Raw genomic sequence first — 24,991 nt, forward strand, 5'->3', positions numbered from 1 at the left:
AATGAAAAATGCAGTGGATGAGATATCATCACGCTGCATTTTTTCTCTATTATGGTGCTGGATGTATTAATCCGGTTGCTTATCGCGGATATCTGATTCGTCCAGGTAAATCTTCCTGCCCTTATCGTTTACTATGTACTTGCGGTCTTTTTTGTCGATGTACACCGTTTCACCGTTAGGGCCCTCTTTTCCTTTATAGGTTTTATCAGCGACCTTGGAGGCTCCTTTCACTGCAACAGATGCAGTTTTCTGTCCTACCTTCTTGCCTGTCTGCCCTACCTTTTTACCAGCATGTCCCACTTTCCTGATGGCGCTGTCAACGCCCTGTGCATATGAACTGGTTGCGATCAGTGATCCGGATACCGCTACGGCAGCCGCAAATAACATGACCTGCAGTTTTTTCATCGTTTTCATAAAAGCTCTGATTTTATGTTCACAAATATCCAATAATAATGCCACTGAAATGCGTTTGACGTTTGAAGTTTGAGGTTTGATGTTAGTTAAATGTTAAAGGTGGAGAAGTGATCGCTAACCCTAACGTTAATGACTAATTCCTGACGCTAAATACTAACTTTTAACGTCAAACGATGCTCAAACTTCAAGCCTCAAACCTCAAACCTTGTTCCTTTCATGTATTTTCTTCTTAAAAGTGCTCCATTTTTCGTAAATTTTCCACATAGAATTTTTATTAATGCATTAGGGTAATGCCAATTTCAAGAAGGGAGTTTCTCACTACAGCAGGTAAGTCAGCATTAGCCGCCTACCCCGCCATGATGGCGCTGGGGCTGCTGAAAACAGCGCCGGCGCATGCTTTTGAGCTGAGCGGAAGCGGTAACAACAAACGCATCATTATTTTAGGCGCCGGCCTGGCGGGCATGACGGCGGCCTATGAATTAAGCAAGTTGGGTTATCAGTGCACCATACTGGAAGCCAGGAACCGGGCAGGGGGCAGGTGTTGGAGCGTCCGTAAAGGCGCCACCCTGCAGGAGCAGGGACAGCCGCTGCAAACGGCTGCTTTTGATAACGGACTATATTTCAATGCAGGCCCATCGCGTATACCACACCATCATGCATTAACCCTGCATTACTGCCGTGAGCTGGGCGTACCCTTACAGGTATACAACAACGTAAACGAAGCGGCTTATTATTTCAGCGAAGGCAAAGGACCGCTGTCTAACAAAAAGATCAGAATACGCGAGATCCATAATGATGTGCGCGGCTACATCACGGAAATGTTGGCCAAAGCCATTGACCAGCACCAGGTAGATGCCGCACTGAGCAAGGAAGACGCAGCAAAGATTATTGAATACCTGCGGGCTGAAGGAGGCCTTAATATAGATAAACTGTACAAAGCCTCCAGCCGCCGCGGCTATATTGAGCCAGCGGGAGCGGGAGAGCAGGCGGGAAAGATAGCAGACCCTTACCGGCTGACAGACATTATCAGTTCGGGCCTGATGGATCCTGATTTTTATAATGTGGCGGAATATACCTACGAACTGCAGATGACCATGTTCCAGGCAGTAGGAGGGATGGACCGCATATCTGCCGCACTGGAAAAGAAGGTGGCGCCCTTCATTCAGTTTGGCTGCGAGGTGAGCGCCATCCACAACCAGGCAGATGGGGTAAAGATCACCTACAGGGATAAGAGCGGCGAAAAACAGCTGAACGGAGATCTTTGCATTTGTACCATTCCGCTGCCGGTGCTGAGTAATATTGATCACAACTTTTCTTCTGATGTAAGCAGGGCCATTGATTATGTGCCTTATATGGTAACGGGTAAAATGGGCCTGCAGTTTAAAAGACGTTTCTGGGAGGAAGATGAAGGCATTTACGGTGGCATTACCCACACCAATAACGAGTTAACGCAGATCTTCTACCCTTCCAATGATTACCTGGGCAGGAAAGGGATCCTGCTGGGGTATTACAATTTCAACGAGACAGCGGCTAAGGTAAGCGCATTAACTTATCAGCAACGGCAGCAGCTGGCGCTGGAAAAGGGCGCAATGATACACCCGCAGTATACAAAGGAATTTGAGACGGGCTTTTCTGTGAGCTGGCATAAAACACCCTACAGTATGGGCGGCTGGGCCCTGTATGATTCGGAAAGCCGGCAAACACTGTACAAGGCTTTGCTGATGCCCGATAAACAGGTATACTTTGCAGGAGAGCACATGACTTACCTGAATGCTTGGATGGCTGGGGCTTTTGAATCAGCCAGGAGCGTAGTTGCGGCCGTACATGCAAGGGTAACAGACCAGCGGCTGAGCTATCCGCAAACACACTAGACAGGGCAGGCGGTGAAACCGGAAATTACCAACAGTATTAGTATTACCAACCAAAATATGCGTTTCAAACAATCAAGCGTTTCAAACGTTCAACAATTAAACCTGTAATTCTTATGTCCTCTATGAATCGGCGCGACTGGCTCAAAGCCAGCGCCCTGGCAACGGGGAGCCTGCCTTTTATGGCCGGCGCCTGGAATGGTCTGGCAGCCATGACCGCCCCTGGCGTTAAACACAATACTTCCAGGAGACTGACAGATGCCGAGTTTCAGGCACAGGCGCCCGGAGAGCTGAAGGCCCGCCTCTTTGCCAACGAGAATCCCTTCGGGCCTTCTGATAAAGCCAAAAAGGCTATTATAGACAGTATTGCCAACAGCTACCAGTATCCCTTTATGCGCCTGGGAGAACTGGAAGAAAAGATAACCGCTTTTGAAGGCATACAGAAAGCGCAATTGCTGTTATCCGCAGGGTCTTCTCCCTTGCTGATGGCAGCGGCCATCTGCTTCTGTAAAGACGGCGGAAATGTAGTCACCGGCGATCCTACTTATGAAGATCTGCCCCAGTGCGCCGAACGCCTGGGCGCCAAATGGATCAAAGTGCCGCTGACAGCCGACTATAAAATGGACCTGGATGCCATGGAAAAAGCGGTGAATGCTGATACCAAACTGGTATATATCTGCAATCCCAATAATCCTACCGCTACCGCCGTGGATACGGAAAAGCTGAAAGCCTTCTGCGAAAGAGTGTCCAAAAAGGTGACCGTTTTTGTAGATGAAGCTTACATAGACTATCTGCCCGATCCGCAGTCTGTTACCCTGGTAGATGGCGTAAAGAAAGGACAAAACCTCATCGTGGCCAGAACTTTTTCCAAACTGTATGGTTTTGCCGGCTTAAGGGTGGGATACATCATCTCCCAGCCATCCATCCTGCAGAATATGGAAAAGTTCACAAAAGATAAATACGCCATCTCTGCTTTGGCATTACCGGCTGCCATTGCCAGTTACCAGGATCAGCCTTTTCTGCAGGATGCGCTGAAGAAAACCATTGCCAGTAAAGAGTATCTCTATAAGGTGTTGAAGGAAGAGGGATATGAATACATTCCTTCCGTAGCCAACTTTGTGATGTTCCCGCTGAAGATGGACGGACAACGCTTCGTGGAGGAGATGATGAAACGCGGGGTTGGTTTACGCAACTGGCAGTTCAATAACCAGGAATGGTGCCGTATCAGTATAGGACGTATGGACGAAATGGAGGCTTTTGCCGCTGCATTCAAAGAACTGTCTTAGGGAAATTCCAAATTCCAGTATCCAAATTCCAAATACCATATTCCAAAGTTCGGTATGCGGGTTTCAGTGTTTAAATTCCAATGTTGATATATGCGAAAGATTGTTTTGTCAGTTATATTCATGTGCCTTGCCTGTATGGCAATGGCACAGGGCGGCGCAGCTACTGCCCCGGCAGAGACGCCGCGGGCGCTGAGTGCAGAAGAGTATGCCAAAGCCAAGGCCTTTAAGGTTAAAGACCTCGACAATGATACTTATGTAAAGTTTGAAAATACGTATGTACTGGATCGTTATGAAATGCGCAAGCCTTATTTCATCACGGGCGATGATGGCCTCAAAAAGCGGATCGATCTTTACAAGCTGATTGCCAAAGACGGTATGCAGGAACTGGGTACCATGATCTATTACACCAACGAGAAAGGCACGCTTTATACCGCAGTACTGCCAGGCTTCCGCGCAGATGCCGCTATCTGGGGGAAATACTTTGAAGACATACACGCTATTGATAAGGAAGAAAAGAACTTTGTGCTGAAGCTGTCTTATGTATTGTCAAAAGAATTCGGTTTCCAGCTATATAAAGCCGCCAACCAGGGAAAGAACCTCAAGGCTGAATCAGGCACTTACAGTAATAACATCTGCTTCCCCGGTACGCAACAGGTAACCATGGCAGATGGGGCTACCAGGGCCCTGAAAGATATCCGCCCCGGAGACCAGGTGGTGACCGTAGATCCTGGCAGCCACCGGGCTACTACCGTCCGCGTAAAAGCGCTGGTGGCCCACGAGGCAAAGAACTATGCCATTACCAGCCTGCTGGTGGTAGCAGGCCGGGAGCAGGCCACCGCCAATGGTACGGAAGTACACATCAGCAGCCGGGTATTGCAGGCTACACCCAACCACCCGATGATGACGGCCAGCGGCAAAAAACGGGTGGGTGATATCAACGAAGGGGAGCAGATCATCTGCCAGGATGAAAACACCCATACTTACCAGACCTTTACCGTATTCAATAAAATGGAAGCAGCGGGCGGCGTGCAGCCCGTATACAATATTGTGGCAGATGGCGGCAGCACATTCATGATGAATGGTGTGATGGTGCTGCAGAAGTAATGCACTGACTGCGGTGTCATTTCAGGAGGGATGGTTATCTTAGTATAAATCGTACGGCTATGGATGCCCATCCCTCCCCTCAGAATACCGCTGCCGGAGCGCAGTACCCCACCTCTTTCAAAGACCTCCTCGCGGCTTTTGAACAGCAATTCAGTGATCGTCTTTTCCCTGAAACACCTGCCACCCTTTATGATGCCATAGACTATACACTCAGCAATGGCGGCAAACGTATACGCCCGGTACTATGCCTGATGGGTAATGCGCTTATTGGTCCCCTGCAGCTGGACAGCTTCCTGGCCGCCAATGCCGTAGAACTCTATCACAACTTTACCCTGGTACACGATGATATTATGGACCGTGCCCCCCTGCGGCGGGGCAAGCCCACTATCCATGTGAGGTATAATACCAACACCGCCATACTGGCTGGTGATACCCTGTTGTTGTATGCATTTGAATACCTGAATTGTATGCAGGGCCGCTATAAGCAAAAAGTGACAGCGGTATTTACAGAAGCGGCCTTAGGGGTATGTGAGGGTCAGCAAATGGACCTGGACCTGGAAAACATGCCCCTGGAGGCCGTTTCCTATCCCGACTACCTTAAGATGATCACCCTGAAGACTTCCGTGCTGGTGGCCGCCAGCCTGCAGATGGGCGGTATTATAGGAGGCGCCTGCAGCGAAGACCAGGAGCACCTTTATGCCTTTGGCAAACATGTAGGCATCGCCTTCCAGGTACAGGATGATTACCTGGACTGCTTTGGCGACCCGGGGAAATTTGGCAAACAGCTTGGCGGTGATATCATCACCAATAAAAAGACCTTTCTGCTGTTGAAAGCCTATGAATTTGCGAGTCCCGTACAACGGGCCTGCCTCAACGAACTCCTGTCTTCCAACAGCCCCGATAAAGTGCCCCGCATGCTGCAGCTGTACCAGGATTGTAAGGTGGATGAATGGGCGCTGCGCGAAAAGGAACGCTTTACCCAGACAGCCTTGCAGCACCTGGAGGATATGACGGTGGTAACGGCTAATAAACAACCTTTATTTGAACTGGCAGACCTGTTGCTGAACAGGGGGTATTAGACAGTGATGCTATTTTAACCAAAATGGTACTGGACAAGGAGAAGCCTAGGAGAAGACAGATAAAATTGTATTGGAAAGGCTGCCTACTCCGGAACCCGGAATATTTTTATCTTTAAAGCCCAAACCCCGGGCTATGAGCTTCGCCGAATTTTTCCATGTACTGATGCTGTTGGGCTTCCTTCAGGGAGCTATCATGAGCGTATTGCTCTCTTTTTCAAAGAAACGCTCCCTGCCTAACCGCTTCCTGGGCGTCCTTATATTATTGATCGCGCTGGCCTGTCTTAATCTTTATCTTTTTGAATCTTCCTGGTTCACCAATCATCCGCTGTTAAGCCTCCTGGGCAACCTTATACCCCTGGTAATTGTGATGCCGGTAGGCCCCTTGTTATATTTTTACGTGAGGAGCAGTATGGAGCCTTCTTTCAAACTGGGAAGGAAACAGCGGCTGCATTTTTTGCCGGTGATCATAGACCTAATGCCGGAACTGAGTACCGTTATTTATTTTGGCGGGGTGATGACGGGCCTGGTGGAGGCGCCGCCCCAGGCCTGGGGAAAGTTTATAGATGACTATAATGTTTATGCCGATATCCCCCGTTGGGCTTCCATTACGGTTTATCTCTGGTTATCCGCCAGGTACCTTGCCCGCACGGGAACGGAAAATATGGTCTACCGCCAGTGGCTGAGGCAGTTTATCCGTCTTTTCCTGGTATTCCAGGTGATCTGGTTTATTTACCTGGTGCCTTACGTGATTCCCGCACTAACAGACAAGGTGCTGAACATGGTTGACTGGTACCCGGTATATATACCGCTGGTGGTGCTGATCTACTGCCTGGGCTTAAAAGGCTACCTGATGGCGCCACAAGCCATACCCGCCGGCCGGAAAGCCGTTGCGCCCCCGCCTGAAGCGCTGGTGGCGGAGGCAGTGCCCTTATTGCGGAAAGCTATGGAACAGGACCACCTGTACCTGGAGCCCGAGCTCAACCTGTCGATGCTGTCTCGTCATACCGGGTTGCCGCAGAAAACTATCTCCCTGGTGCTGAATCAGCATCTGCAGAGAAGCTTTAATGAATTTGTGAACGGGTACCGCGTAGCGGCTTTTAAGCAGAAGATAGGTCAGGCGGGACAGGATAATATGACCATCCTTGGCCTGGCCCTGGACGCCGGCTTTAATTCGCAGGCAACTTTCCAGCGCGCCTTCCGCAGCCATACGGGAATGTCGCCCCGGGAATATATGCAGCAATGTTTACAGGAAGCCTCAAAACAGGAAAATGAGCAGTAAAATAGTGCTCAAGTCCGGATTTGAGTAGACCCGGAAACCTGAAACTACTTGCTTTGCCAGAAAAAAAATGATGAAACACCAGCTTTGGTCTTGTTTGTTACTAATGCTCCTGGCAGCTACCCGGCTGTCCGCCCAGGAAAAGTTCAGAATGCTTTCCGGAAGGGTTTCAGACGCCGGAAGCCAACAGCCTGTTATATATGCCAATGTCCAGCTTAAAAAAGGCGGTATTGGTACGGCTACCAATGCCAGAGGAGAATTTGTGTTCAACATAGCAGACAGGTATTGGGAAGATACCCTGCTCATATCCTGCATTGGTTATAAAACGCTGGCAATACCCCTGCCTCGTGGCAGCCGGCAGGATATGGATATGCAGCTGGAACCGGCGGTATACCAGTTGCCGGCGGTATCTGTGAACGCACGTAGCGGCCTTGCCATCATGCAGCAGATGGTGAGCAGGATACCCGAAAATTATGACACCGCAGATGTAAGGCTGACGGCTTTTTACCGGGAGAATATCTGCCTGGCGGGAGATACCATCAATTTCAATGAATCGGTACTGGATATCTATAAAACCTATCACAACAACCGGGACCGTAAAGACCAGATCCGTATTCTGAAGGGCCGCAGGAAAAAGGTGGACTGGAGTAAAGACCCGCAACTGTATAACTGGATCGGTAATATAATGAATACCGCCTACTCCTCCCTGAACGAAGACCTGCAGAAATACCTGGACGCCAAACGCAACATACTGAATGAACGTAATTTCCGCTACTACAACTGTGACTACCAGGAAACCGTTCAGGAGGGCGACCGCAAGCTGCTGGTGCTTTCCCTGCAGCCAAAAGACAATAACAGGAAGGCAATAGTAACGGCAAAGCTTTACATTGATGAAAGTTCTCTGGCGCTGGTACGCTGCGAAATTGAAACCACCCCAGCTGGTATTGATTATATAAACGCACACCAGAAGGGAGGTATCAGATACACCATCATGTCAAAAGTGAATAAGGCCACATTTGATTTTACCAGGCTTACACTGGTGGTCACCTATAAACAGTACCGTAATAAAACTTATCTCAGCACGGTGGCGCGTCATTGGGACTGTGTGGTGAACAGTAAAAAGAGAGGCATGCACAATGTACCGTGGACAGGAGATTTTTACCTGCTGGTAACAGGCATTGATACGGAGCAGGCAGACCGTTTTACCAGTGGTGTCAGCAACGACAAGTCGTCTATGAATAATGAGGTGGGCAATGAATACGATGCCAGCTTCTGGGAAAACTATAACATCCTGTTACCGGTGCTGCCCGATGCACTGCAGGCAGATTCGGTTAGTCAGCCGGCTCCCGTGCTGAAAAAGGTATCCAACCGGCAGAACGGTTTTACCCGGGCAGATACCCTGCGGGGCATGCTATCACCCCTGCGCAGCTGTTATGATGTTCGTTTTTACCAGCTGGATGTGGAGGTGATGCCTGATAGCCGTTCCATCAGGGGCAGCAGCAAGGTCCGGTTTGCTGTAAAGGAGCCGCTCCAACAGTTGCAGCTGGACCTTGTATGTTAATATGCATATAGAAAAAATACTGTACCGGAACCAGGCCCTAACCTTCAGCCGTGAGTATGATGCAGTATTTCTTTCGTTTCCGTCGGAATTGCCGGTGGGCAGTGAAGAAGCAATAACGGTATACTATGAGGGTGTGCCCCAGGTGCCCGACTTCAGTATTCCCATGAACGGCGGCGTACGCTGGGATAAAGATGAAGAGGGAAACCCCCTGGATACAGGGCTCGGGCGCCAGCCTGTGGCGGCCCTGCAAAGATCATTTGTCTGATGAGCCGGACAGCATGCTTATCAGCATCACCATCTCCAATGGATTTACAGATATATCCAATGGCCGCCTCCCGGGAAAAACACCTGCGGGGCCAGGTAGAACACGTTATGACTGGGCGCTCTCTTATCCCATTAATAATTATAATGCCACCTTCTGCTTTGGTAAGTACGCACACTTTGATGACGTGTATATCAGCGGTAAGGATACGCTTACACTTAATTATTACGCCATGCCTTACCACCTGGAGATGGCCAAAGCCATGTTTGCACAGGTAAAGCTCATGTTGGCCTGCTTTGAGCGGCATTTTGGGAAATATAGCCCTGAAAGTGCAGGGCACTAATCTGCAATTAAAATACCGCTGGCAGGCGGAGGTACCGGGTTTCCGCATGCCGGTGAAAGTAACCCTGGGGCCAGACCGTTTCGGGTTCATTTACCCGGGTAGTGAGTGGAAAACAATCACACTGATGCAGATGAGTGAAGATGATTTCCGGGTAGATGAAGATCATTTTTATATACAGGTGTAAGCCGCCTGAACCCACTATCTTGCCATATTGCGGGGTTAAAGCGCCCGCAGGAGAAGGTTATCTGATATGGTCGAAATTTCAAAATCTGCATCTGTATTGCCACTGTTATTTTGCCGAATTTCGCGTTGGATTAAAACAATATAACAGGATGGAGATACCTTTTTTCCAGGTAGATGCGTTTACCGACCAGCCCTTTAAAGGCAACCCGGCAGCGGTTTGTATCACTGATAGCGCGCTGCCTGAAACTACCATGCAGCAGATAGCAGCAGAGAATAACCTGGCCGAAACCGCTTTTGTATCACAGGCAGCGGGCACTTTCAATCTGCGCTGGTTCACACCGCTTACCGAAGTGCCATTGTGCGGCCATGCTACCCTGGCTACAGCGCATACGCTCTGGCAGCAGGGCCTGGCAGATCCGCTGCAGGAGATCCGGTTTGACACCCAGAGTGGCCGGCTGACAGCTGTTCGTAATGAAGACTGGATCACACTTAACTTTCCTTCACTTACAGGGCACACCGTACATTTGCCACAGGAGGTGCAGGAGATACTGGGTGTAACACCTGTTCACACAATAGATGTCTTCAATCGTTACCTGGTAGAAGTAGCTACTGAAGCCGAGGTGTATGATGTGTGTCCGGATTTTGCCCGGCTAACTCCATATCCTAAAGTGATTGTTACTGCCAAAGCCGCAGCAGGTTCGGGGTATGATTTTATTTCCCGTTTCTTTGCTCCCTGCATCGGCATCAATGAAGACCCCGTTACCGGATCTGCACATTGCTGCCTGGCGCCCTACTGGTCTGCCAAACTGGGAAAGCCCGAAATGCAGGCCTACCAGGCCTCTTCCCGTGGCGGCGCTCTCAGGGTGAAGGTGGATGGTGACCGGGTGCTTTTATCCGGACAGGCGGTGACGCTGATCAGGGGAGCCTATATAATTAATAATTAATTAAGAAATGCTGTCAGTGAAGTTTTTTATTGTGCACGCATTTACCGATCGCCTGCACGGCGGCAATCCTGCCGGAGTGGTGGTGCTGGAGGAGTGGTTGCCGGATGAACAGTTGCAGCAGATAGCTAAAGAGAACGGGCTGCCTGAAACGGCCTTCTTTGTGCCGGAGGGAGCACGTTTTGCGTTGCGGTGGTTCACACCGGAAATAGAAATGGACCTTTGTGGGCACGCTACCCTGGCTACTGCGCATGTACTGAAAGCCATGCTGGGGTACCCGGGAGAGAATATGGTGTTCCGCTCTGAAAGCGGGCAGCTGGAAGTAAGTGAAGCAAATGGATTGTACACGTTGAACTTTCCTTCACGAAAACCGCTGCCGGCAGAACTGCCGGACATTATCAGGCAGTCACTGGATCGTATGCCCGTTGCCGTACTGAAGGCGCGTGATTACCTGCTGGTGTATGCGTCGGAGGAGGATGTACGTGATATCCGGATCAACCGGCAGCTTATAGACCAGATCAATATTGATCCCGGAGGTGTGATCATTACGGCGCCGGGGCGGCAGATCGATTTTGTTTCCCGTTTTTTTACACCGCAGGCCAGTCACTTTGAAGACCCGGTGACCGGCTCTGCACATTGTTCCCTGATCCCATACTGGGCCGGGCAACTGAATAAGAAAGAAATGAAAGCCTTACAGTTGTCTGAAAGGGGAGGGACGCTGTATTGTGTAGATGCGGGATCGCGAGTATTGATTTCCGGTAGCGCAAAAACCTATATGTCTGGTACGCTGTATATTGACAATTAATTATTTACAACTTTCTTTGTTTTTTTGTCACGTTTCGTGGAATACCTGTGTCTATATATCAAACAACATTGTTCAAAACAAAAAGCAAAGTATATGACACAGAGAATTTCTTACCAGGAAGTGAACAAAGGATTGATGGATGGGTTGATGAAGACCGAATTCTATCTGAAAAAGTCTGGTGTTGACCCGAAGCTGCGGGAATTGATGAATTACCGGGTATCACAGATCAACAGCTGCGGCTACTGCCTGGATATGCATCATAAGGAAGCTATCAACTTGGGTGAAGCCGAAATACGTTTACATTCCCTGGCCGCATGGAGAGAAGTGCCTTATTACAGCGAAGCAGAAAGAGCCGTACTGGCTTTTGCAGAAGTGCTTACCAATGCCAACAGCCAGCATGTGAGCGATGAAGTGTTTAACGAACTGGCTAAGCATTTCACCAAAGCAGAGATAGCAGATCTCACACTGGCGGTTGCACAGATCAATACATGGAACCGTATTAATAAGGCCTTTGGTACTGTACCGGGTAAATACGAAGCAGGACAACATTAAAATGATACGGCGATGAGAACCGGAATGTTAAAAGGCGTGTTGCTGGTAATCACAGGCGCGGTGTGTTACGCAGTACTGGCAACACTTGTAAGACTGGCTTATAATGAAGGTTATACTACTACAGAGGTGATTGTAGCGCAATATACCCTGGGCCTGCTGGCCCTGGGTATCATCACCCTGTTTAAAAGCAGCAACAGGCAGTATACAGCGCCTGTACAAAAATACGACCGGCTGAAATTAGTTATTGGCGGAACGGCTTATGGCCTTACAGGTACCTGTTATTATATGGCAGTAAAGTATATTCCCGTTTCTGTATGCGTGGTGTTGCTGATGCAAACCATCTGGATGGGGATTGTGCTGGAAGCACTATTGACAAGGCGCTGGCCTTCTAAAAGCAAATTCCTGGCCATGCTTATTATACTGGGAGGCACCTTACTGGCTACTAATGCGATCAATAACAGCGGGAAACTGGACATTCGCGGCATTCTCTGGGGACTGGCATCTGCCGTAACCTATACCATCATGCTGTTTGTGTCTAACAGGATTGCACTGCAAATGCCTCCGCAGCAAAAAAGCTACTGGACATTGTTAGGCGCTACTACACTGGTATTGCTGATAGCCATCCCACAATGGCCTGCCAGTTTTCAAATCTCTGTTTTCTGGAAATGGGGCCTGCTGCTTGCAATGTTTGGCACCATCCTGCCGCCACTGCTCTTCAGCGTAGGGATGCCCAGAACAGGCATTGGCCTGGGGTCTATCATTATCTCCATAGAAATACCGGTGTCGGTAAGTATGGCGTATATATTGCTGCATGAACAGGTGCTCGCTATACAGTGGTTGGGTATTGCGCTGATCCTTGCAGCTATTGTATTGATCAACCTCAATGCACTTCGTAAAGAATTAAAAACGGTATAAGGTGAAAGATTATCAGCAGATTTTGTTTCCGTATGCTTACAATATTCTTGGCTCTGCAGAAGACGCCAAAGATGCAATCCAGGATGTGTTGTCCAATTATGTGGCAACACCCCGGGAAGGTGTGGAGAATGAAAAGAATTACCTGATAAAATCAGTGATCAATCATGCCATCAATCTCCGTAATCGGCGGAAGAAGGTGAGCTACGGTGAAGTATGGCTGCCCGAGCCTGTGGCCACCGAACTGGCAGATACCAATATCAACCTGAAGGATATTGTATCCTATTCATTACTGATCCTGCTCGAACAATTAAATCCAAAAGAAAGGGCGGTGTTCATCCTGAAAGAAGGCTTTGGCTATTCACACCAGGAGATATCGGAAGTGTTGTCTGGCACGGTAGAGTTGTCCAGGAAATTGTTAAGCCGTGCCAAAACCAAGCTGAGTCAGTCCAGGCAACCGGTAAAGCTGCACCGCGAACCGGTGCCGTCTGAGGTCCTTAAAAAATATGTGAACACCATCAGGGGTGGAGACACCGAACGCCTGGAGGATCTGCTGGCAGAAGATATTACCTTCTATGCCGATGGCGGCGGCAAGGTAAATGTGGTGAAGAAGATATGCAGGGGTATTCATGAAGTGGCAGATCTGCTGATATATGTTTATCACAAATTTGAGGTAAACGCCCGCATTATAGCTACCACGGTCAATCACCAGCCGGCGCTCCTGTTCTATGTTGACGGAAAGATCATATCCTGCCAGGTGCTGGGTATCTCACCGGAGAGCGGGGAGATCTGCCAGATCAGCACCGTAGTTGACCCCGATAAGCTCCGGAATATAGAACTGGAGACGGCAGGAAAGGGGAGGCAGATATGAGCGTTTAAACAGACGAAACTTAAGGTGTGTCATTTTTGGAATATATTTGCCGGGTTACACGTTATTTAAAATTGTACTATGCGGCCCGGTTCCACACACAACTCCTTATTACCTCTCAGGAAGCAGCTTTACTTTTTTATTTGTATGCTATTGCTGGTGGGCGGTGTAACTGCTCAGTCCAACAGGGCTCTGCAGCTGCAAAAGCTGAGCAATGCTATACAGAAGGCTGGCCGGTATGATGCGGGAAAGCAGCGGCGGATAGACAGCATCAAGAAGTTGCTGGGCAATGTTCGCCCGGATGATCTGTCTGCACAATTTGGTCTGTATAAAAGCCTGTATGAGGAATACCGCCTGTTCCAGTTCGACTCCTCCTATCACTATGCCCGGAAGCTGCGGGAGGCCGCCCTGCAGCTGAATGATCCTGCCCGTTTAGCCTATGCTAGGATCAAGCTGGGCTTTTCGCTGTTGTCTTCAGGTATGTATAAGGAAACACTGGATTCTCTTTCCGCGGTAAATGTGCAGCAGCTGCCCGATAGCGGCAAGGCAGAATACTACGCACTACTGGGCCGTTATTATTATGACCTGGGCGATTTTGATAATGATCAATACCATACACCGGTTTATAACGTACTGGGTGGGCGTTATATTGATTCTGCCCTGTCCCTGCTGCCTGCAAATACCTATGCGGCAGCCTACTATCGCGGACTGAAAGAGCTGAAGGCCAATAATAAAGCTGGCGCGCTCCGCATGCTTACGGAGATCTTGAGGCGCCCTGCGCTCACACCTCACCAGGTAGCTGTAACCACCTCCACCCTCAGCGATCTGTATATCCGCAACGGGCAGACAGACAGCGCTATACAGCTGCTTACCACGGCGGCCATTGCAGATATACAGGCATCTACCAAAGAAACTTCGGCTGCCTTTAACCTGGCCAGCCTCTTATATAAGGAAGGAGATGTGAAGCATGCCTCCATTTGTATTAACCAGGCCATTGCAGACGCCTCTTTTTATGGGGCACGGCAGCGCAAGGTGCAGGTGAGCGCCATACTGCCCCTTATTGAGGCCCAGAAACTAAGTATGGTAGAAACGGAAAAGAGGAAGCTGCTGTTCTATGCCACTACGGTAACCCTGCTGCTATTACTGATCATTGGCCTGGGCCTGATCATACTGCGACAGGTAAAAAAGCTGCAGCTGGCGCAGAAGACCATTACGCAGGCGCACATCAAGGAACTGGAGATCAACCGGCAGCTGGCCGAAACCAATGCGCGCCTGGAAGATGCCAACAAGATAAAGGAGAAGTATATTGGCTACTTCTTCAACTTCAACGCCGCTTTCTATGACAAGATGGAAAAGTTCAAGAAGTCGCTGGAACAGAAGCTGGCAGACCGTAAACTGGATGAGATCAAGTCCCTCATTGCCAGGATCAACCTGCGTAAAGAGAAGGAAGAGCTGGTACAGCATTTTGATCATGCCTTTTTAAAGCTGTTCCCCAATTTTATAACGGTGTTCAACAGCATGTTCCGGGAAGAAGATCAGCAGGTACTGGAAGAAAATGAGCTGCTGAATACTGACCTCCGGATCTTTGCACTGATCAGGATGGGTATTCATGATAACGAAAAAATAGCTCATATCCTCCAATATTCTGTGAACACCATCACCACTTATAAAACCAAAATAAAGAACCGCTCTGTTGTGCCCAATGAAGAATTTGAGAAGCGCGTAATGGAAATTAAAGCCGTATAAATACTCCTTTCTACTATAGGATACCGATATATATTATTTAGTATAATATTTTTACAAGCCTGTTGTTATCAATTGCTTACAACGCAGCTATTGGCGTGTTGACCCTTTAATTCTTATACTTTCCCCATATAATTTGACTGTCGCTCCCCGCCGGTTTTTCTTTGATGCGGTGATCACTGATACAAAAAGTTCCGCTAAAGCAACAACGTCAGATCCCGGCTTTTGGAATCAATCCCTAAACACAACCAAACATTTGTTATGAAAAAAATCAGATCGCTTTCCACGTTCCTTTTGGGTTTGCTGATCCTTTTACACACGTATGGGGCCTATGCCCAGGACCGCCGTATCACCGGTACGGTAGCTGATGAAACCGGCGCCGGGCTTATAGGGGCAAGCGTTGTTGTAAAAGGCGCCAGGAACGGTATCTCCACCGGCGCAGGGGGCGCATTTACAATTACGGTTCCCCCATCTGCCGCCAGCCTGCTTATTTCTTACGTAGGATTTGAAACGCAGGAAGTGGCGATTGGCGCCGCCAATACACTCAACATCCGGTTGCAGCCACAGAAAACATTACTCAATGCTGTTGTGGTGGTGGGGTATGGTACACAAAAGCGTACAGACCTCACCGGTGCGGTAGCATCCGCCAGGGGAGAAGATATTAAAAGCCTGCCGGTTACCAATGTGCAGGAAGCCCTGCAGGGCAGGATGGCGGGCGTGGAAGTGGTAAAAAGCTCCGGTGCGCCGGATGCTACTGCCAGTATCATTATCCGCGGTGTATCTTCCCTGAATAATGCGCCCCCGCTGTATATCGTGGATGGTGTTCGTCAGTCGGGAGATAATATCAACATCCAGGACATTGCATCCGTAGATGTGCTGAAAGACGCCAGCGCCGCTGCCATTTATGGTTCCGCTGCTGCAGGCGGGGTGATCATCATCACCACCAAAAAAGGCCAAAGTGCAAAGCCGGTGGTCAATTTCTCTGCCAGGTATGGCGTTACGAAACCGCTTACCCTGGAGCTGCTGAACAGGAATGATTTTGTACGGCTGAAACGTTTGCTGGATCCCAACTACCTTTCTAACGTGAACATTGATACTCTGCCGGATACGGATTGGGTAAAAGAACTGTACAGCAACGGCAGGGAGGAGAATTACAACCTGTCTGTATCGGGATCCGCTCAGAATATCAATTACTATGTGTCTGCCTTTTACAACGGGCAGGACGGCATTTACCTGAATAATACTTCTTACCTCTCTGGCGCCCGGGTGAATACGGATCTCAAACTGGGCAAACGGATCAAACTGGGAGAACAGTTGTACGTATGGAGCAGGAGCACCAAACCGGAAGTAGTAACGGCCATCAACCCGCCTTTCCGTTCCATTCCTGTTATGCCCGTGTATGATAAGACCGATCCTAAAAGTCCGTGGGGAAAATCGCCCGTTGGTTTTGGCGGTCCTAACCTGGTGGGGCAGATCCTGACGGCGGACATTAAGAACACCAAATTCAACCTGCAGGCTAATGCTTTTGCGGAGATCCAGCTGCCCTTTTTCCTGACCTTCCGCACCACTTTCGGATATACCCATTACACAGAGAACCAGAGCTACTTCCAGGATGCGTATAATTTTGGCAGCGTATCCACCACCATCAACCAGCTGCAGAAATATAACATTACGCAGCCCACCACCATGTATAACTATACCCTGTCTTTTGATAATACATTTGGTAAGCATGCCATCAGCGCGGTAGCAGGGTATGAGCAATTCAAGACCACCTACAATTCACAATATGCCACACAAACATCCGTAGGGGGCAACTCTTACAGTTTTATACAAACCTCTGCATCGCAGGCTACGGTGGCAGGCAGCTATGATCCCAATGGCCTGATCAAATCTACCTTTGCCCGCCTGAATTACAATTACGATAACCGTTATTACCTCTCCGGCAGTATACGCCGCGATGGTAACTTCACTGTTTTCGGTCCGGGTAACCAGTATGGCGTATTCCCCGCAGGTTCTGCCGGCTGGCGTATCAGCGAGGAGCCTTTCTTCCGCAATGCCCTGCCGCAGGTGAACCAGTTGAAGCTGAGAGGCAGCTACGGTGTGCTGGGTAACAGCAATATCGGGGGCTATAAATTCCTTTCCACTTTTGACCTGGTCAATGCGCAGAACTTCACACCCGGCGGATCGCCTTTTATTGGTGTAAGTCCCACCTTCATTCCCAATTCCAATGTGAAATGGGAAAGCGTATATGAAGGCAACGTGGGGGTGGATGCAGAGCTGTTTGACAGTAAGCTGTTTTTCACGGTAGAGTGGTACAACAAGACTACGAAGAACATGCTGTACGGCCTGCCCATCCCCATCAGCTCCGGTATTACCGTGCCTTTCTATACCAATATCGGGTCTGTGAGGAACCGGGGCCTGGAAATAGTGCTGGGCTATAAGAACAAAACAGGCGGTCTGGGTTACAGCCTGAGTGTGAACGGCGCTTTCAATAAGAATAAAGTATTGAACCTGGATAACATCAACAGCAATCCTATTCTTGATGGTAACAACAACTATGGAAATGCCACTTTCGGCATTATGGTGAACCAGCCTATTACCATTACCAAAGCAGGCCTGCCCTTTGGCCAGTTCTATGGTTATAAGGTAGAAGGTATTTACCGTACGGAAGATGAGATCAGCAAACATGCGCAGCAGGAAGGCTATACTGCTCGTCCCGGCGATCTCATATTTGCCGATACGGATGGTAATGGCGTGATCAATGATAGGGACCGGACTGAATTAGGTAACCCCAATCCCAAACTGGTATACGGCGCCAATATCCGTCTTGACTGGAAAGGGTTTGATGTGGTCATGTTGTGGAACGGGGTAGCGGGGGTGGATCTCTTTAACGGTGTAAAGGCCTATGCTTCCTATCCTTTTGCAGATGGCAATACCACCAGTAAAGTGTTTGGTGCATCCTTCCTGGGCGAGAACCAGGTAACGGATCAGCCGCGTATTGACAACAATGATCCGAACGGTAACTACTCAAGGTCCAGCAGCTATTTCGTGGAAAGTGGCGCTTATTTAAAGCTAAAGAACCTGCAGCTGGGATATTCCTTTACGGATGAATGGCTGCGAAAGATAGCTGTCAGATCTGCCCGTATCTACGTAATGGGCAACAACCTGTTCACCATTACAAAGTATTCCGGTATCGATCCTGAGCTGGCGGGTAGTATCACCGCCAGGGGCATAGACGCAGTATGGCAATATCCGCATGCACGTATCTACTCTGTAGGCCTGGATCTCACCTTCTAAACCTGTAAATGAAAAACAATGATAAAGCGTATGATGTCACTCCGATATATCAGCACCCTGTTGCTGGTGCTGCTGGCCGCCTGCACCAAGGCACCGGATGAAGTATCCCGCACAGATGTGTACAGCAGCCTTAATTACCCTACCACCTTAAACAACCTGTTTGGTATACTGGTACCTGCTTATGGCAATATCCGTTCTATGGAACTGCACGGCTTTGAATTGCTGTGCAAGGATTTTGCGGGCAGTGAGCATGTAGCAGAATTAGCCTATGGAGGAGACCAGTCGTGGACAGAGCTGAGCGTTAATAACCTCAGTACATCCAACAGCTACGCCAATAACCTGTGGCTGGGCTTGTACCGCGGTATCAAGAGTGCCAATGTGTTCCTGGACAGGGCAGATTTCTATGAGCAGCGTTATGCATCATCCAATGAAAAAGAGCAGATCAACCAGATGCGGGGAGAAGCATATTTTTTGCGCGCGCTGTACTATTTCTACCTGGAATGCTTTTATGGCGAAAGCTACATCAGCGCCAATGGAGCCGGGGCCGATAAGATGGGGGTACCTATCATTACCGCTACCGCCAGCACACTGGAAGCCACACAGGTGGAACGGAAAACCACCCGCGAGGTGTGGGACCTGATCATCAATGATCTGCAGCAGTCGGTCACCCTGCTGAAAGGCACGCAATGGAGCGGGCCTGATAAAGGACGTGCAACAGAATGGGCTGCCAAGGCACTGCTGGGGAAAGCCTATGTATTTACACAAAACTGGGCAGCCGCCAAAACCACTTTGCTGGATGTGATCAACAATAGTGGTAAATCACTGATGCCTTTCAGCAAATACCGGGACGCATTTAATGGAGATGATGCCAATGAATTCAATGAAGAGTCGCTCTTTGAGATCAATGTAGACCGGAACTCACTAGGTGGTTATGGTATCTTCAGTTTCAATACCAACCTGACCACCAGCCAGGGCCTGATATGGTCGCCGAGCATACTGGGAGATAATGGTACCGAAGACCAGGGTGTAGGCCTGGGCTATTGCAATGAGTTCTTCAACGATAAAAATTTACAACGTTTCGGTTTTAAACAGCCGGTATATACCCTGGTAGATAATCCTGCCTATGATAACAGTAAGCCGGCCTCTTACAGAAACCCGCAGCAAGTGATGGATCCTGCGTACCGTCAGCAGTCTGCCGCAGCCCGTATCAACAAAACAGTAGATCCACGCCTGTATGTAGCTGCCCTGCAACCCTGGCTTGATTCTGCCAGTAATGATGGTGTCAACTGGCGGCCGGTATGCAAGTTTATTGCTATCAGCGCTGCATTGAAACCTGTTTACCATGGCTGGAGCCTGCGCAAGTTCGTTACATATGATAATTCCATCTTTAACAGGCAGGCGGCTGCAGATGCCGCTAATTATTATATGCTGCGCCTGGCAGATGTATACCTGCTGTATGCAGAGGCCTGTGTAAACTCAGGCGAAGGCGCTACGGCACTGGAGTATATCAATAAGGTAAAACGGCGGGCCTATGACTACCCGGTAAATGCAGCATCTCCCGTAGATTACGCCAGTCTTAATGCCACCACAATGGCTACTGATCCCAACCTGGCCAATAACCCGCTGCGCTATGAAAGATGGGCAGAACTGTTTGGTGAAGGGCATTGGTGGTTTGATGTGTGCCGCTGGCGTATAGGCAGCGCAGAAGCAGCTTACTATGCTACATCGCTGGTAGGCGGGCCAATTAAATGGAGTGATGCCAAATCATACACATGGCCCATTCCTGTGAACGAGATCAATACAAACACAAAGATGATACAAAATCCCGGGTACTAATCTTTAATTGAGCATATGATATCCAGAAAATTATTTTTGATCATCTTACTTTGCAGTAGCCTGCTGCAGGGATCTGCACAGGAGCAGGCGCCATTGCAGGTAGACCGGGACAATATCCGCCTATCCTTTTCGCTTGATGGCGAAGGAAGCCCGCGTTATGCGGTTTTGTATAAGGGGCATCAGCTTATTGCACCATCACGGCAGGGCTTTGTGCTGGCGGAAGACAGTTTGTTTTACAAAGGCTTTACCATTACCGGTACGGAGCGAAAGTCAGTGAATGAAACCTGGGAGCCGGTGTGGGGAGAGGAGCGCAACATCCGCAACAGCTACGAGCAGCTCACCGTTCACCTCAAACAGCAGAATGCGCCAGGTCGTTTGCTCGATATTGTATTCCGGGTGTTTGCAGACGGTGTAGGTTTCCGCTACGAGTTTCCGCAACAGTCAGGGCTGAAGTATTTTGTTGTGAAAGATGAACTGACGGAATTTCATCTCACCGGAGATCACACTGTCTTCTGGATACCTGGGGATTATGATAGTAACGAATATGCCTATACTACTTCCCGGCTGAGCGAGGTAAATAACAGCCGCATTGTACAAGCCGCTGCAGATATTGCGGTGCGTACCGTGCCTGATCCCTTTGCAGTACAAACGCCGTTGATGCTGAAGACCGGCAACAATATCTATATAAATATTCACGAGGCGGCGCTGATCAACTATCCGGCTATGCAACTTCATGTAGACGGGGCCAGCCACCAGCTGTCTGCACGGCTGGTACCTGACGCGGTAGGCAATAAGGCGTACCTGCACAGTCCTTGTACCACGCCCTGGCGCACCATTATCATCAGCGATAAGGCTACTGATATACTGGCCTCCAGGATAATCCTGAACCTGAATGAAGCTCCTTCCGCAACAGATTTCTCCTGGGTGCGTCCTATGAAATTTGTAGGGGTGTGGTGGGAAATGCAGACCGGTAAAAGTACCTGGAACTATGCAGATGATGCTGCACGGGGAAAGGATGATGTGCTGCAACCTAATGGCCGCCACGGTGCTAATACTGCCAATGTAAAGCGGTATATAGATTTTGCCGCCGCCAATGGCATCCAGGGCGTACTGGTAGAGGGCTGGAATACGGGCTGGGAAGACTGGTTCGGCAACTGGAAGGAAGATGTATTCGATTTTATTACGCCCTACCCGGATTTTAATGTAAAGGAAATTGAGCAATACGCGGCTTCTAAAGGTGTGCAGATGATCATGCACAATGAAACTTCCGGTGCTGCCACCAATTATGAAAGGCAGCTGGATACCGCCTTCCGTTTTATGAATGCCTTTGGCTATCATGCGGTGAAGACCGGCTACGTAGGCAGGATCATTCCCCGCGGCGAGCATCATGACGGGCAATGGATGGTGAACCACTATGAACGGGTAGCGCGTAAAGGGCTGCAATACCGGGTAATGATCGATGCGCATGAACCGCCCCGCCCAACCGGTTTACAGCGTACCTATCCTAACTGGATGGCTTCAGAGGCAGGCCGGGGAAATGAATACAATGCTTTCAGCAATGGCAATGCACCCGACCATGAAACCATACTGCCTTTTACCAGGTTGATGGGCGGCCCCATGGATTATACACCCGGCATCTTTAAGCTGCGGCATTATGCGCCCCATGCGCCCGACAGAACGGTACATACTACCCTGGCCAAACAGCTGGCCTTGTATGTAACTATCTACAGCCCCCTGCAAATGGTGGCAGACCTGCCGGAGAATTATGAAGCACATCCTGATGCTTTCCGCTTTATACGCGAGGTGCCGGTTGACTGGGATGATACGCGTATCATTGCAGCAGAGCCGGGAGATTATATTACGATTGCCCGTAAAGAAAAAGGGAAGCACAACTGGTTCCTGGGCGCCATTACAGATGAAAATGCACGAACGGCAGCTGTGCCCTTATCATTCCTGGACAAAGGGAAGCAATACCGGGCTGTTATTTATGCAGATGCGCCCGGCGCCGACTGGAAAACCAATCCTGAAGCCTATCGCATTTATGAAATGGTTGTAGACGGCAACAGTACCCTTACACTGCAGCTGGCTGCAAGTGGGGGCGCCGCTGTATCGTTCTATCCATTGTAGGTAGCACTGGTTGATAGCGGCGGACAGTTTTGACTGTCTGCCGTTTTTTATTTTTACAACAGAAATGTCAGTTGTCCTGAGTGGTAGGCCTGGTGGACTATACGTCCCAGCAGCACATTCAGTTTGTTCCGCTGCGGATGGTCTGCAAAATCTGCTTCAGATATGGCGTTGTGTTTTGTCAGCCACTGATCGGGTGTCAGGGTAGTAAAATGCATGGTCAGTATATCATTCAGGTGTTGCCAATATCCTTTTAATATTTCAGGCGCGGGGAATTGCTGACCTGACCTATCGGGGCGGTGCACAAACGGCTCATCCAGTTCAGGGTACAATCTTTCTCCCAATCCCAGCAGTGGCAGCATGGTATCGTTCACCGCGATCAGGTGGCCCAGCAGGTAAATGCCGCTGTTGCGGCCGGGGGCGGTTTCCTGGTAAAATTCTTCCGCAGTCAGTTTGTTGATGATATTATTCACCCTGCGGTTCTGCAACTGCCAGGCGCTTATTACCTGGGTAATAAGCGCTGTGGCAGGTGAGGAGGAGGTGCTCATAAGCATGTGTTTAATGTTGACCGTACAAGGCGGCATGGAAGCCGTAGTTTTTGCTCCAGCGTTCCTTAATCTCAGCCCTTGCCTGGATGAATTCTTTATCGGTACCTTGTGCAATGGCGTCCAGCGGAAAACGCAGGGGGCGTTTGCCTCTGGGCATGTTTACCAGTTCCAGGATGCCATCAGCAATAGCCTGCGGGTCCATATTGAATTCTGTCATCTTGCCAAACAGCCCTGAGCCAATTGCATTGAACAATGCAGAAGCGCCGGGCTCGTAGGCAGCGGTAATCTCAGGCCTGTCGGAATTAATGCCAGCCTTACTACCATTGTTCATTTCAGTAGGATATACCCCTGGCTGGATGCTTACATTGTCGATTCCGAATTGTCTGAGCTCATCCTGCGCTCCTTCTGTAATGGCTTCTACGGCAAATTTGGAGGCCAGGTAAGGCGCCATGAAAGGCAGGGTATGACCGCTGGCGCCGGAGGTAAGGTTGATGATCAGGCCGTTCTTTTTCTCCCGCATGGAAGGTAATACCGCATGGTAGGTGCGTACGATGCCGTACAGGTTTACGTCCATCATGTTCTTCCATTGATCTATCGAGTAGGCCTCGAACAGCCCGAAACCGGATACAGCGGCATTGTTGACCAGCACATCTATCCTGCCATGTTTGGCCAGTGTTTGCTGTATGGCTGCATTTACAGAGGCGTCGCTGGTAATATCGATCTCGGCTATCTCTACATTGGGCAGGGCGGACAGCTCATCGGCAGCGGCTTTATTTTTACCATTACTGCCGCGCATACCAGCTATAACGGTATGGCCTGCTTTGGCCAGTGTAATGGTTGTGAGTTTACCGAAGCCTGAACTGGTACCTGTGATGAAGATTATCTTGCTCATTTTGTGTTGATTTTATGATGAATGATTTACAACACAAAATTGCGACAGGAATACCCACCGGCCATTGAGGCAGGATAAGAAATTTCTTATCATAGATCAATTGGCGCTATTTTCTGGCGATCTGTCTTTTGATCCTGCTGAGTGTTTCAGGGGTCATGCCCAGGTAGGATGCTATCATTTGCTGGGGTACGCGCATGGCAAAGTCTGGATATTTATCACGGAAATAGATATATTTTTCCTCTGCGGTATAGCTCAGAAAGGCATTGATCCTGTTCTGTGAGGCAATGAAGCTTCTGTGGATAATGGTATGTACCAGGTCATTCAGTGGCGGCAGCTTTTTACAGAGGCTGTCAAAGTTTTCTTTATTGATGAGCAGTACAACGGAATCTTCCAGTGCATCGATATTAAAGCCGGAAGGGTTGCCGGTAGCCAGGCTTTCGCGATCGCCTATCCACCAGTTTTCCATGGCAAAGTTGATGATGTGTTCCACCCCTTTATCATCCACCCGGTAGGTACGCAATAGTCCCTGGCAAACAAATGCATTATTGCGCCAGATGTCTCCTTCCTGCATCAGGTATTGCCGCTTGCGCAGTTTTTTAAACATGCTGACGGACTCAATCATCCGGTAATCCTCATCACTTAACTGGATCTTGTCAGACAGGTACGCACGAAAAACGCTGAACATGCGTCTAAATTATGAAATACTGGCAAGAATGACCCCTTAAATTGGCAGGTTTGCATCCCTCGTAAGTTTTGCTGCCTCCTTAGTTTTGCCTGTACTAACTAAAACAATGTATCTATGAAACGCGTGATGCTTAGCTACCGGGTAAAAGCTGATCAGGCGGAAGAAAATGAAAGACTGATCAAACAGGTATTCAAACAGCTTTTCAGACAGTTGCCTGAGGGAGTACAGTATAGCGTGTACAGGCAAAGCGATGGTGTAAGCTTTGTGCACATAGCCGCTTTTGAAGACAGGGCTGCGGATCAGTTGTTTGCGGCGCTGCCTGCCTTCAAAGACTTCAGGGCTGCCATCAGGGAACGTTGTGATGAACAGCCGGTAACTGTGCATGTAGAAGAGCTGGGCGCTTATTATTAGC

23 protein-coding genes are annotated in these 24,991 nt (G+C 49.3%); 19 read left to right on the top strand and 4 right to left on the bottom strand.

Annotation, left to right across the window (positions count from 1 at the left end):
• Nucleotides 1–66: 66 nt before the first annotated feature.
• Entirely contained in the window at nucleotides 67–414 is a 348-nt protein-coding gene (locus Q0577_RS22650; RefSeq protein ID WP_298740370.1) for a hypothetical protein, read from the bottom strand.
• A 290-nt stretch (nucleotides 415–704) separates the two neighbouring features.
• On the opposite strand from Q0577_RS22650, the gene Q0577_RS22655 reads away from it, so the two are divergent.
• The 18 genes from Q0577_RS22655 (at nucleotide 705) to Q0577_RS22740 (ending at nucleotide 22,457) form a co-directional block, all read left to right on the top strand.
• The gene (locus Q0577_RS22655) at nucleotides 705–2,285 is read left to right on the top strand and encodes a flavin monoamine oxidase family protein (RefSeq protein ID WP_298740371.1); all 1,581 of its coding nucleotides are present in this window, start codon (nucleotides 705–707) and stop codon (nucleotides 2,283–2,285) included.
• A 113-nt stretch (nucleotides 2,286–2,398) separates the two neighbouring features.
• Nucleotides 2,399–3,568, top strand: a complete 1,170-nt coding sequence (locus tag Q0577_RS22660) for a histidinol-phosphate transaminase (protein ID WP_298740373.1) — start codon at nucleotides 2,399–2,401, stop codon at nucleotides 3,566–3,568.
• A 90-nt stretch (nucleotides 3,569–3,658) separates the two neighbouring features.
• Nucleotides 3,659–4,672, top strand: a complete 1,014-nt coding sequence (locus Q0577_RS22665; protein ID WP_298740374.1) for a Hint domain-containing protein — start codon at nucleotides 3,659–3,661, stop codon at nucleotides 4,670–4,672.
• A gap of 59 nt (nucleotides 4,673–4,731) precedes the next feature.
• On the top strand, nucleotides 4,732–5,751 hold the full coding sequence (locus Q0577_RS22670) for a polyprenyl synthetase family protein (RefSeq protein ID WP_298740375.1): 1,020 nt from the start codon (nucleotides 4,732–4,734) through the stop codon (nucleotides 5,749–5,751).
• A gap of 133 nt (nucleotides 5,752–5,884) precedes the next feature.
• Nucleotides 5,885–7,030, top strand: a complete 1,146-nt coding sequence (locus tag Q0577_RS22675; RefSeq protein ID WP_298740377.1) for a helix-turn-helix domain-containing protein — start codon at nucleotides 5,885–5,887, stop codon at nucleotides 7,028–7,030.
• Between the two features lie 103 nt (nucleotides 7,031–7,133).
• Nucleotides 7,134–8,588, top strand: coding sequence for a carboxypeptidase-like regulatory domain-containing protein (locus Q0577_RS22680; protein WP_298740564.1), 1,455 nt, complete (start codon nucleotides 7,134–7,136; stop codon nucleotides 8,586–8,588).
• A 1-nt stretch (nucleotide 8,589) separates the two neighbouring features.
• Nucleotides 8,590–8,853: a hypothetical protein gene (locus Q0577_RS22685; RefSeq protein ID WP_298740378.1), complete on the top strand. Its 264-nt coding sequence runs from the start codon at nucleotides 8,590–8,592 to the stop codon at nucleotides 8,851–8,853.
• Nucleotides 8,780–9,193 carry a hypothetical protein gene (locus Q0577_RS22690; RefSeq protein ID WP_298740379.1) on the top strand — a complete coding sequence of 138 codons (414 nt, stop codon included), beginning with the start codon at nucleotides 8,780–8,782 and terminating at the stop codon, nucleotides 9,191–9,193. The genes Q0577_RS22685 and Q0577_RS22690 overlap by 74 nt, the downstream gene beginning before the upstream one ends.
• On the top strand, nucleotides 9,180–9,377 hold the full coding sequence (locus tag Q0577_RS22695) for a hypothetical protein (RefSeq protein ID WP_298740380.1): 198 nt from the start codon (nucleotides 9,180–9,182) through the stop codon (nucleotides 9,375–9,377). The genes Q0577_RS22690 and Q0577_RS22695 overlap by 14 nt, the downstream gene beginning before the upstream one ends.
• A 148-nt stretch (nucleotides 9,378–9,525) precedes the next feature.
• Nucleotides 9,526–10,320 (top strand): PhzF family phenazine biosynthesis protein, encoded by a 795-nt coding sequence (locus Q0577_RS22700; protein ID WP_298740381.1) that lies wholly within the window; start codon nucleotides 9,526–9,528, stop codon nucleotides 10,318–10,320.
• 7 nt (nucleotides 10,321–10,327) lie between these two features.
• Nucleotides 10,328–11,122 carry a PhzF family phenazine biosynthesis protein gene (locus Q0577_RS22705; protein ID WP_298740383.1) on the top strand — a complete coding sequence of 265 codons (795 nt, stop codon included), beginning with the start codon at nucleotides 10,328–10,330 and terminating at the stop codon, nucleotides 11,120–11,122.
• A 93-nt stretch (nucleotides 11,123–11,215) separates the two neighbouring features.
• Nucleotides 11,216–11,674 (top strand): carboxymuconolactone decarboxylase family protein, encoded by a 459-nt coding sequence (locus Q0577_RS22710; RefSeq protein WP_298740385.1) that lies wholly within the window; start codon nucleotides 11,216–11,218, stop codon nucleotides 11,672–11,674.
• A gap of 12 nt (nucleotides 11,675–11,686) precedes the next feature.
• On the top strand, nucleotides 11,687–12,589 hold the full coding sequence (locus Q0577_RS22715; protein ID WP_298740386.1) for a DMT family transporter: 903 nt from the start codon (nucleotides 11,687–11,689) through the stop codon (nucleotides 12,587–12,589).
• 1 nt (nucleotide 12,590) lies between these two features.
• Nucleotides 12,591–13,457, top strand: coding sequence for a sigma-70 family RNA polymerase sigma factor (locus Q0577_RS22720; RefSeq protein ID WP_298740388.1), 867 nt, complete (start codon nucleotides 12,591–12,593; stop codon nucleotides 13,455–13,457).
• Between the two features lie 144 nt (nucleotides 13,458–13,601).
• Complete coding sequence (locus Q0577_RS22725) at nucleotides 13,602–15,200, top strand: DUF6377 domain-containing protein (RefSeq protein ID WP_298740389.1); 1,599 nt, start codon at nucleotides 13,602–13,604, stop codon at nucleotides 15,198–15,200.
• A gap of 258 nt (nucleotides 15,201–15,458) precedes the next feature.
• The gene (locus Q0577_RS22730) at nucleotides 15,459–18,494 is read left to right on the top strand and encodes a TonB-dependent receptor (protein WP_298740390.1); all 3,036 of its coding nucleotides are present in this window, start codon (nucleotides 15,459–15,461) and stop codon (nucleotides 18,492–18,494) included.
• A 30-nt stretch (nucleotides 18,495–18,524) separates the two neighbouring features.
• A complete protein-coding gene (locus tag Q0577_RS22735; RefSeq protein ID WP_298740391.1) occupies nucleotides 18,525–20,330 on the top strand; it encodes a RagB/SusD family nutrient uptake outer membrane protein in 1,806 nt (601 codons plus the stop codon).
• A gap of 15 nt (nucleotides 20,331–20,345) precedes the next feature.
• Nucleotides 20,346–22,457 (top strand): glycoside hydrolase family 97 protein, encoded by a 2,112-nt coding sequence (locus Q0577_RS22740; RefSeq protein ID WP_298740392.1) that lies wholly within the window; start codon nucleotides 20,346–20,348, stop codon nucleotides 22,455–22,457.
• 53 nt (nucleotides 22,458–22,510) lie between these two features.
• Here the strand turns inward: Q0577_RS22740 and Q0577_RS22745 are convergent, their stop codons facing one another.
• The 3 genes from Q0577_RS22745 to Q0577_RS22755 form a co-directional block, all read right to left on the bottom strand.
• Nucleotides 22,511–23,002 carry a DinB family protein gene (locus tag Q0577_RS22745; protein ID WP_298740393.1) on the bottom strand — a complete coding sequence of 164 codons (492 nt, stop codon included), beginning with the start codon at nucleotides 23,000–23,002 and terminating at the stop codon, nucleotides 22,511–22,513.
• A 10-nt stretch (nucleotides 23,003–23,012) separates the two neighbouring features.
• A complete protein-coding gene (locus tag Q0577_RS22750; protein ID WP_298740395.1) occupies nucleotides 23,013–23,894 on the bottom strand; it encodes an SDR family oxidoreductase in 882 nt (293 codons plus the stop codon).
• 106 nt (nucleotides 23,895–24,000) lie between these two features.
• Nucleotides 24,001–24,579: a Crp/Fnr family transcriptional regulator gene (locus Q0577_RS22755; RefSeq protein WP_298740396.1), complete on the bottom strand. Its 579-nt coding sequence runs from the start codon at nucleotides 24,577–24,579 to the stop codon at nucleotides 24,001–24,003.
• 114 nt (nucleotides 24,580–24,693) lie between these two features.
• Here Q0577_RS22755 and Q0577_RS22760 point away from each other — a divergent pair, with 114 nt between their 5' ends.
• A complete protein-coding gene (locus Q0577_RS22760; protein WP_298740397.1) occupies nucleotides 24,694–24,990 on the top strand; it encodes an antibiotic biosynthesis monooxygenase in 297 nt (98 codons plus the stop codon).
• The last annotated feature ends 1 nt before the right edge of the window (nucleotide 24,991 follow it).

It is taken from the genome of uncultured Chitinophaga sp., assembly GCF_937898475.1.
Lineage (GTDB): Bacteria > Bacteroidota > Bacteroidia > Chitinophagales > Chitinophagaceae > Chitinophaga.

What these genes read in the sequence shown, in the direction of transcription:
- Q0577_RS22650 (WP_298740370.1), bottom strand. Translation starts at nt 414, where the DNA reads ATGAAAACGATGAAAAAACTGCAGGTCATGTTATTTGCGGCTGCCGTA.
- Q0577_RS22655 (WP_298740371.1), top strand. Translation starts at nt 705, where the DNA reads ATGCCAATTTCAAGAAGGGAGTTTCTCACTACAGCAGGTAAGTCAGCA.
- Q0577_RS22660 (WP_298740373.1), top strand. Translation starts at nt 2,399, where the DNA reads ATGTCCTCTATGAATCGGCGCGACTGGCTCAAAGCCAGCGCCCTGGCA.
- Q0577_RS22665 (WP_298740374.1), top strand. Translation starts at nt 3,659, where the DNA reads ATGCGAAAGATTGTTTTGTCAGTTATATTCATGTGCCTTGCCTGTATG.
- Q0577_RS22670 (WP_298740375.1), top strand. Translation starts at nt 4,732, where the DNA reads ATGGATGCCCATCCCTCCCCTCAGAATACCGCTGCCGGAGCGCAGTAC.
- Q0577_RS22675 (WP_298740377.1), top strand. Translation starts at nt 5,885, where the DNA reads ATGAGCTTCGCCGAATTTTTCCATGTACTGATGCTGTTGGGCTTCCTT.
- Q0577_RS22680 (WP_298740564.1), top strand. Translation starts at nt 7,134, where the DNA reads ATGCTCCTGGCAGCTACCCGGCTGTCCGCCCAGGAAAAGTTCAGAATG.
- Q0577_RS22685 (WP_298740378.1), top strand. Translation starts at nt 8,590, where the DNA reads ATGCATATAGAAAAAATACTGTACCGGAACCAGGCCCTAACCTTCAGC.
- Q0577_RS22690 (WP_298740379.1), top strand. Translation starts at nt 8,780, where the DNA reads ATGAAGAGGGAAACCCCCTGGATACAGGGCTCGGGCGCCAGCCTGTGG.
- Q0577_RS22700 (WP_298740381.1), top strand. Translation starts at nt 9,526, where the DNA reads ATGGAGATACCTTTTTTCCAGGTAGATGCGTTTACCGACCAGCCCTTT.
- Q0577_RS22705 (WP_298740383.1), top strand. Translation starts at nt 10,328, where the DNA reads ATGCTGTCAGTGAAGTTTTTTATTGTGCACGCATTTACCGATCGCCTG.
- Q0577_RS22710 (WP_298740385.1), top strand. Translation starts at nt 11,216, where the DNA reads ATGACACAGAGAATTTCTTACCAGGAAGTGAACAAAGGATTGATGGAT.
- Q0577_RS22715 (WP_298740386.1), top strand. Translation starts at nt 11,687, where the DNA reads ATGAGAACCGGAATGTTAAAAGGCGTGTTGCTGGTAATCACAGGCGCG.
- Q0577_RS22725 (WP_298740389.1), top strand. Translation starts at nt 13,602, where the DNA reads ATGCTATTGCTGGTGGGCGGTGTAACTGCTCAGTCCAACAGGGCTCTG.
- Q0577_RS22730 (WP_298740390.1), top strand. Translation starts at nt 15,459, where the DNA reads ATGAAAAAAATCAGATCGCTTTCCACGTTCCTTTTGGGTTTGCTGATC.
- Q0577_RS22735 (WP_298740391.1), top strand. Translation starts at nt 18,525, where the DNA reads ATGATGTCACTCCGATATATCAGCACCCTGTTGCTGGTGCTGCTGGCC.
- Q0577_RS22740 (WP_298740392.1), top strand. Translation starts at nt 20,346, where the DNA reads ATGATATCCAGAAAATTATTTTTGATCATCTTACTTTGCAGTAGCCTG.
- Q0577_RS22745 (WP_298740393.1), bottom strand. Translation starts at nt 23,002, where the DNA reads ATGAGCACCTCCTCCTCACCTGCCACAGCGCTTATTACCCAGGTAATA.
- Q0577_RS22750 (WP_298740395.1), bottom strand. Translation starts at nt 23,894, where the DNA reads ATGAGCAAGATAATCTTCATCACAGGTACCAGTTCAGGCTTCGGTAAA.
- Q0577_RS22755 (WP_298740396.1), bottom strand. Translation starts at nt 24,579, where the DNA reads ATGTTCAGCGTTTTTCGTGCGTACCTGTCTGACAAGATCCAGTTAAGT.
- Q0577_RS22760 (WP_298740397.1), top strand. Translation starts at nt 24,694, where the DNA reads ATGAAACGCGTGATGCTTAGCTACCGGGTAAAAGCTGATCAGGCGGAA.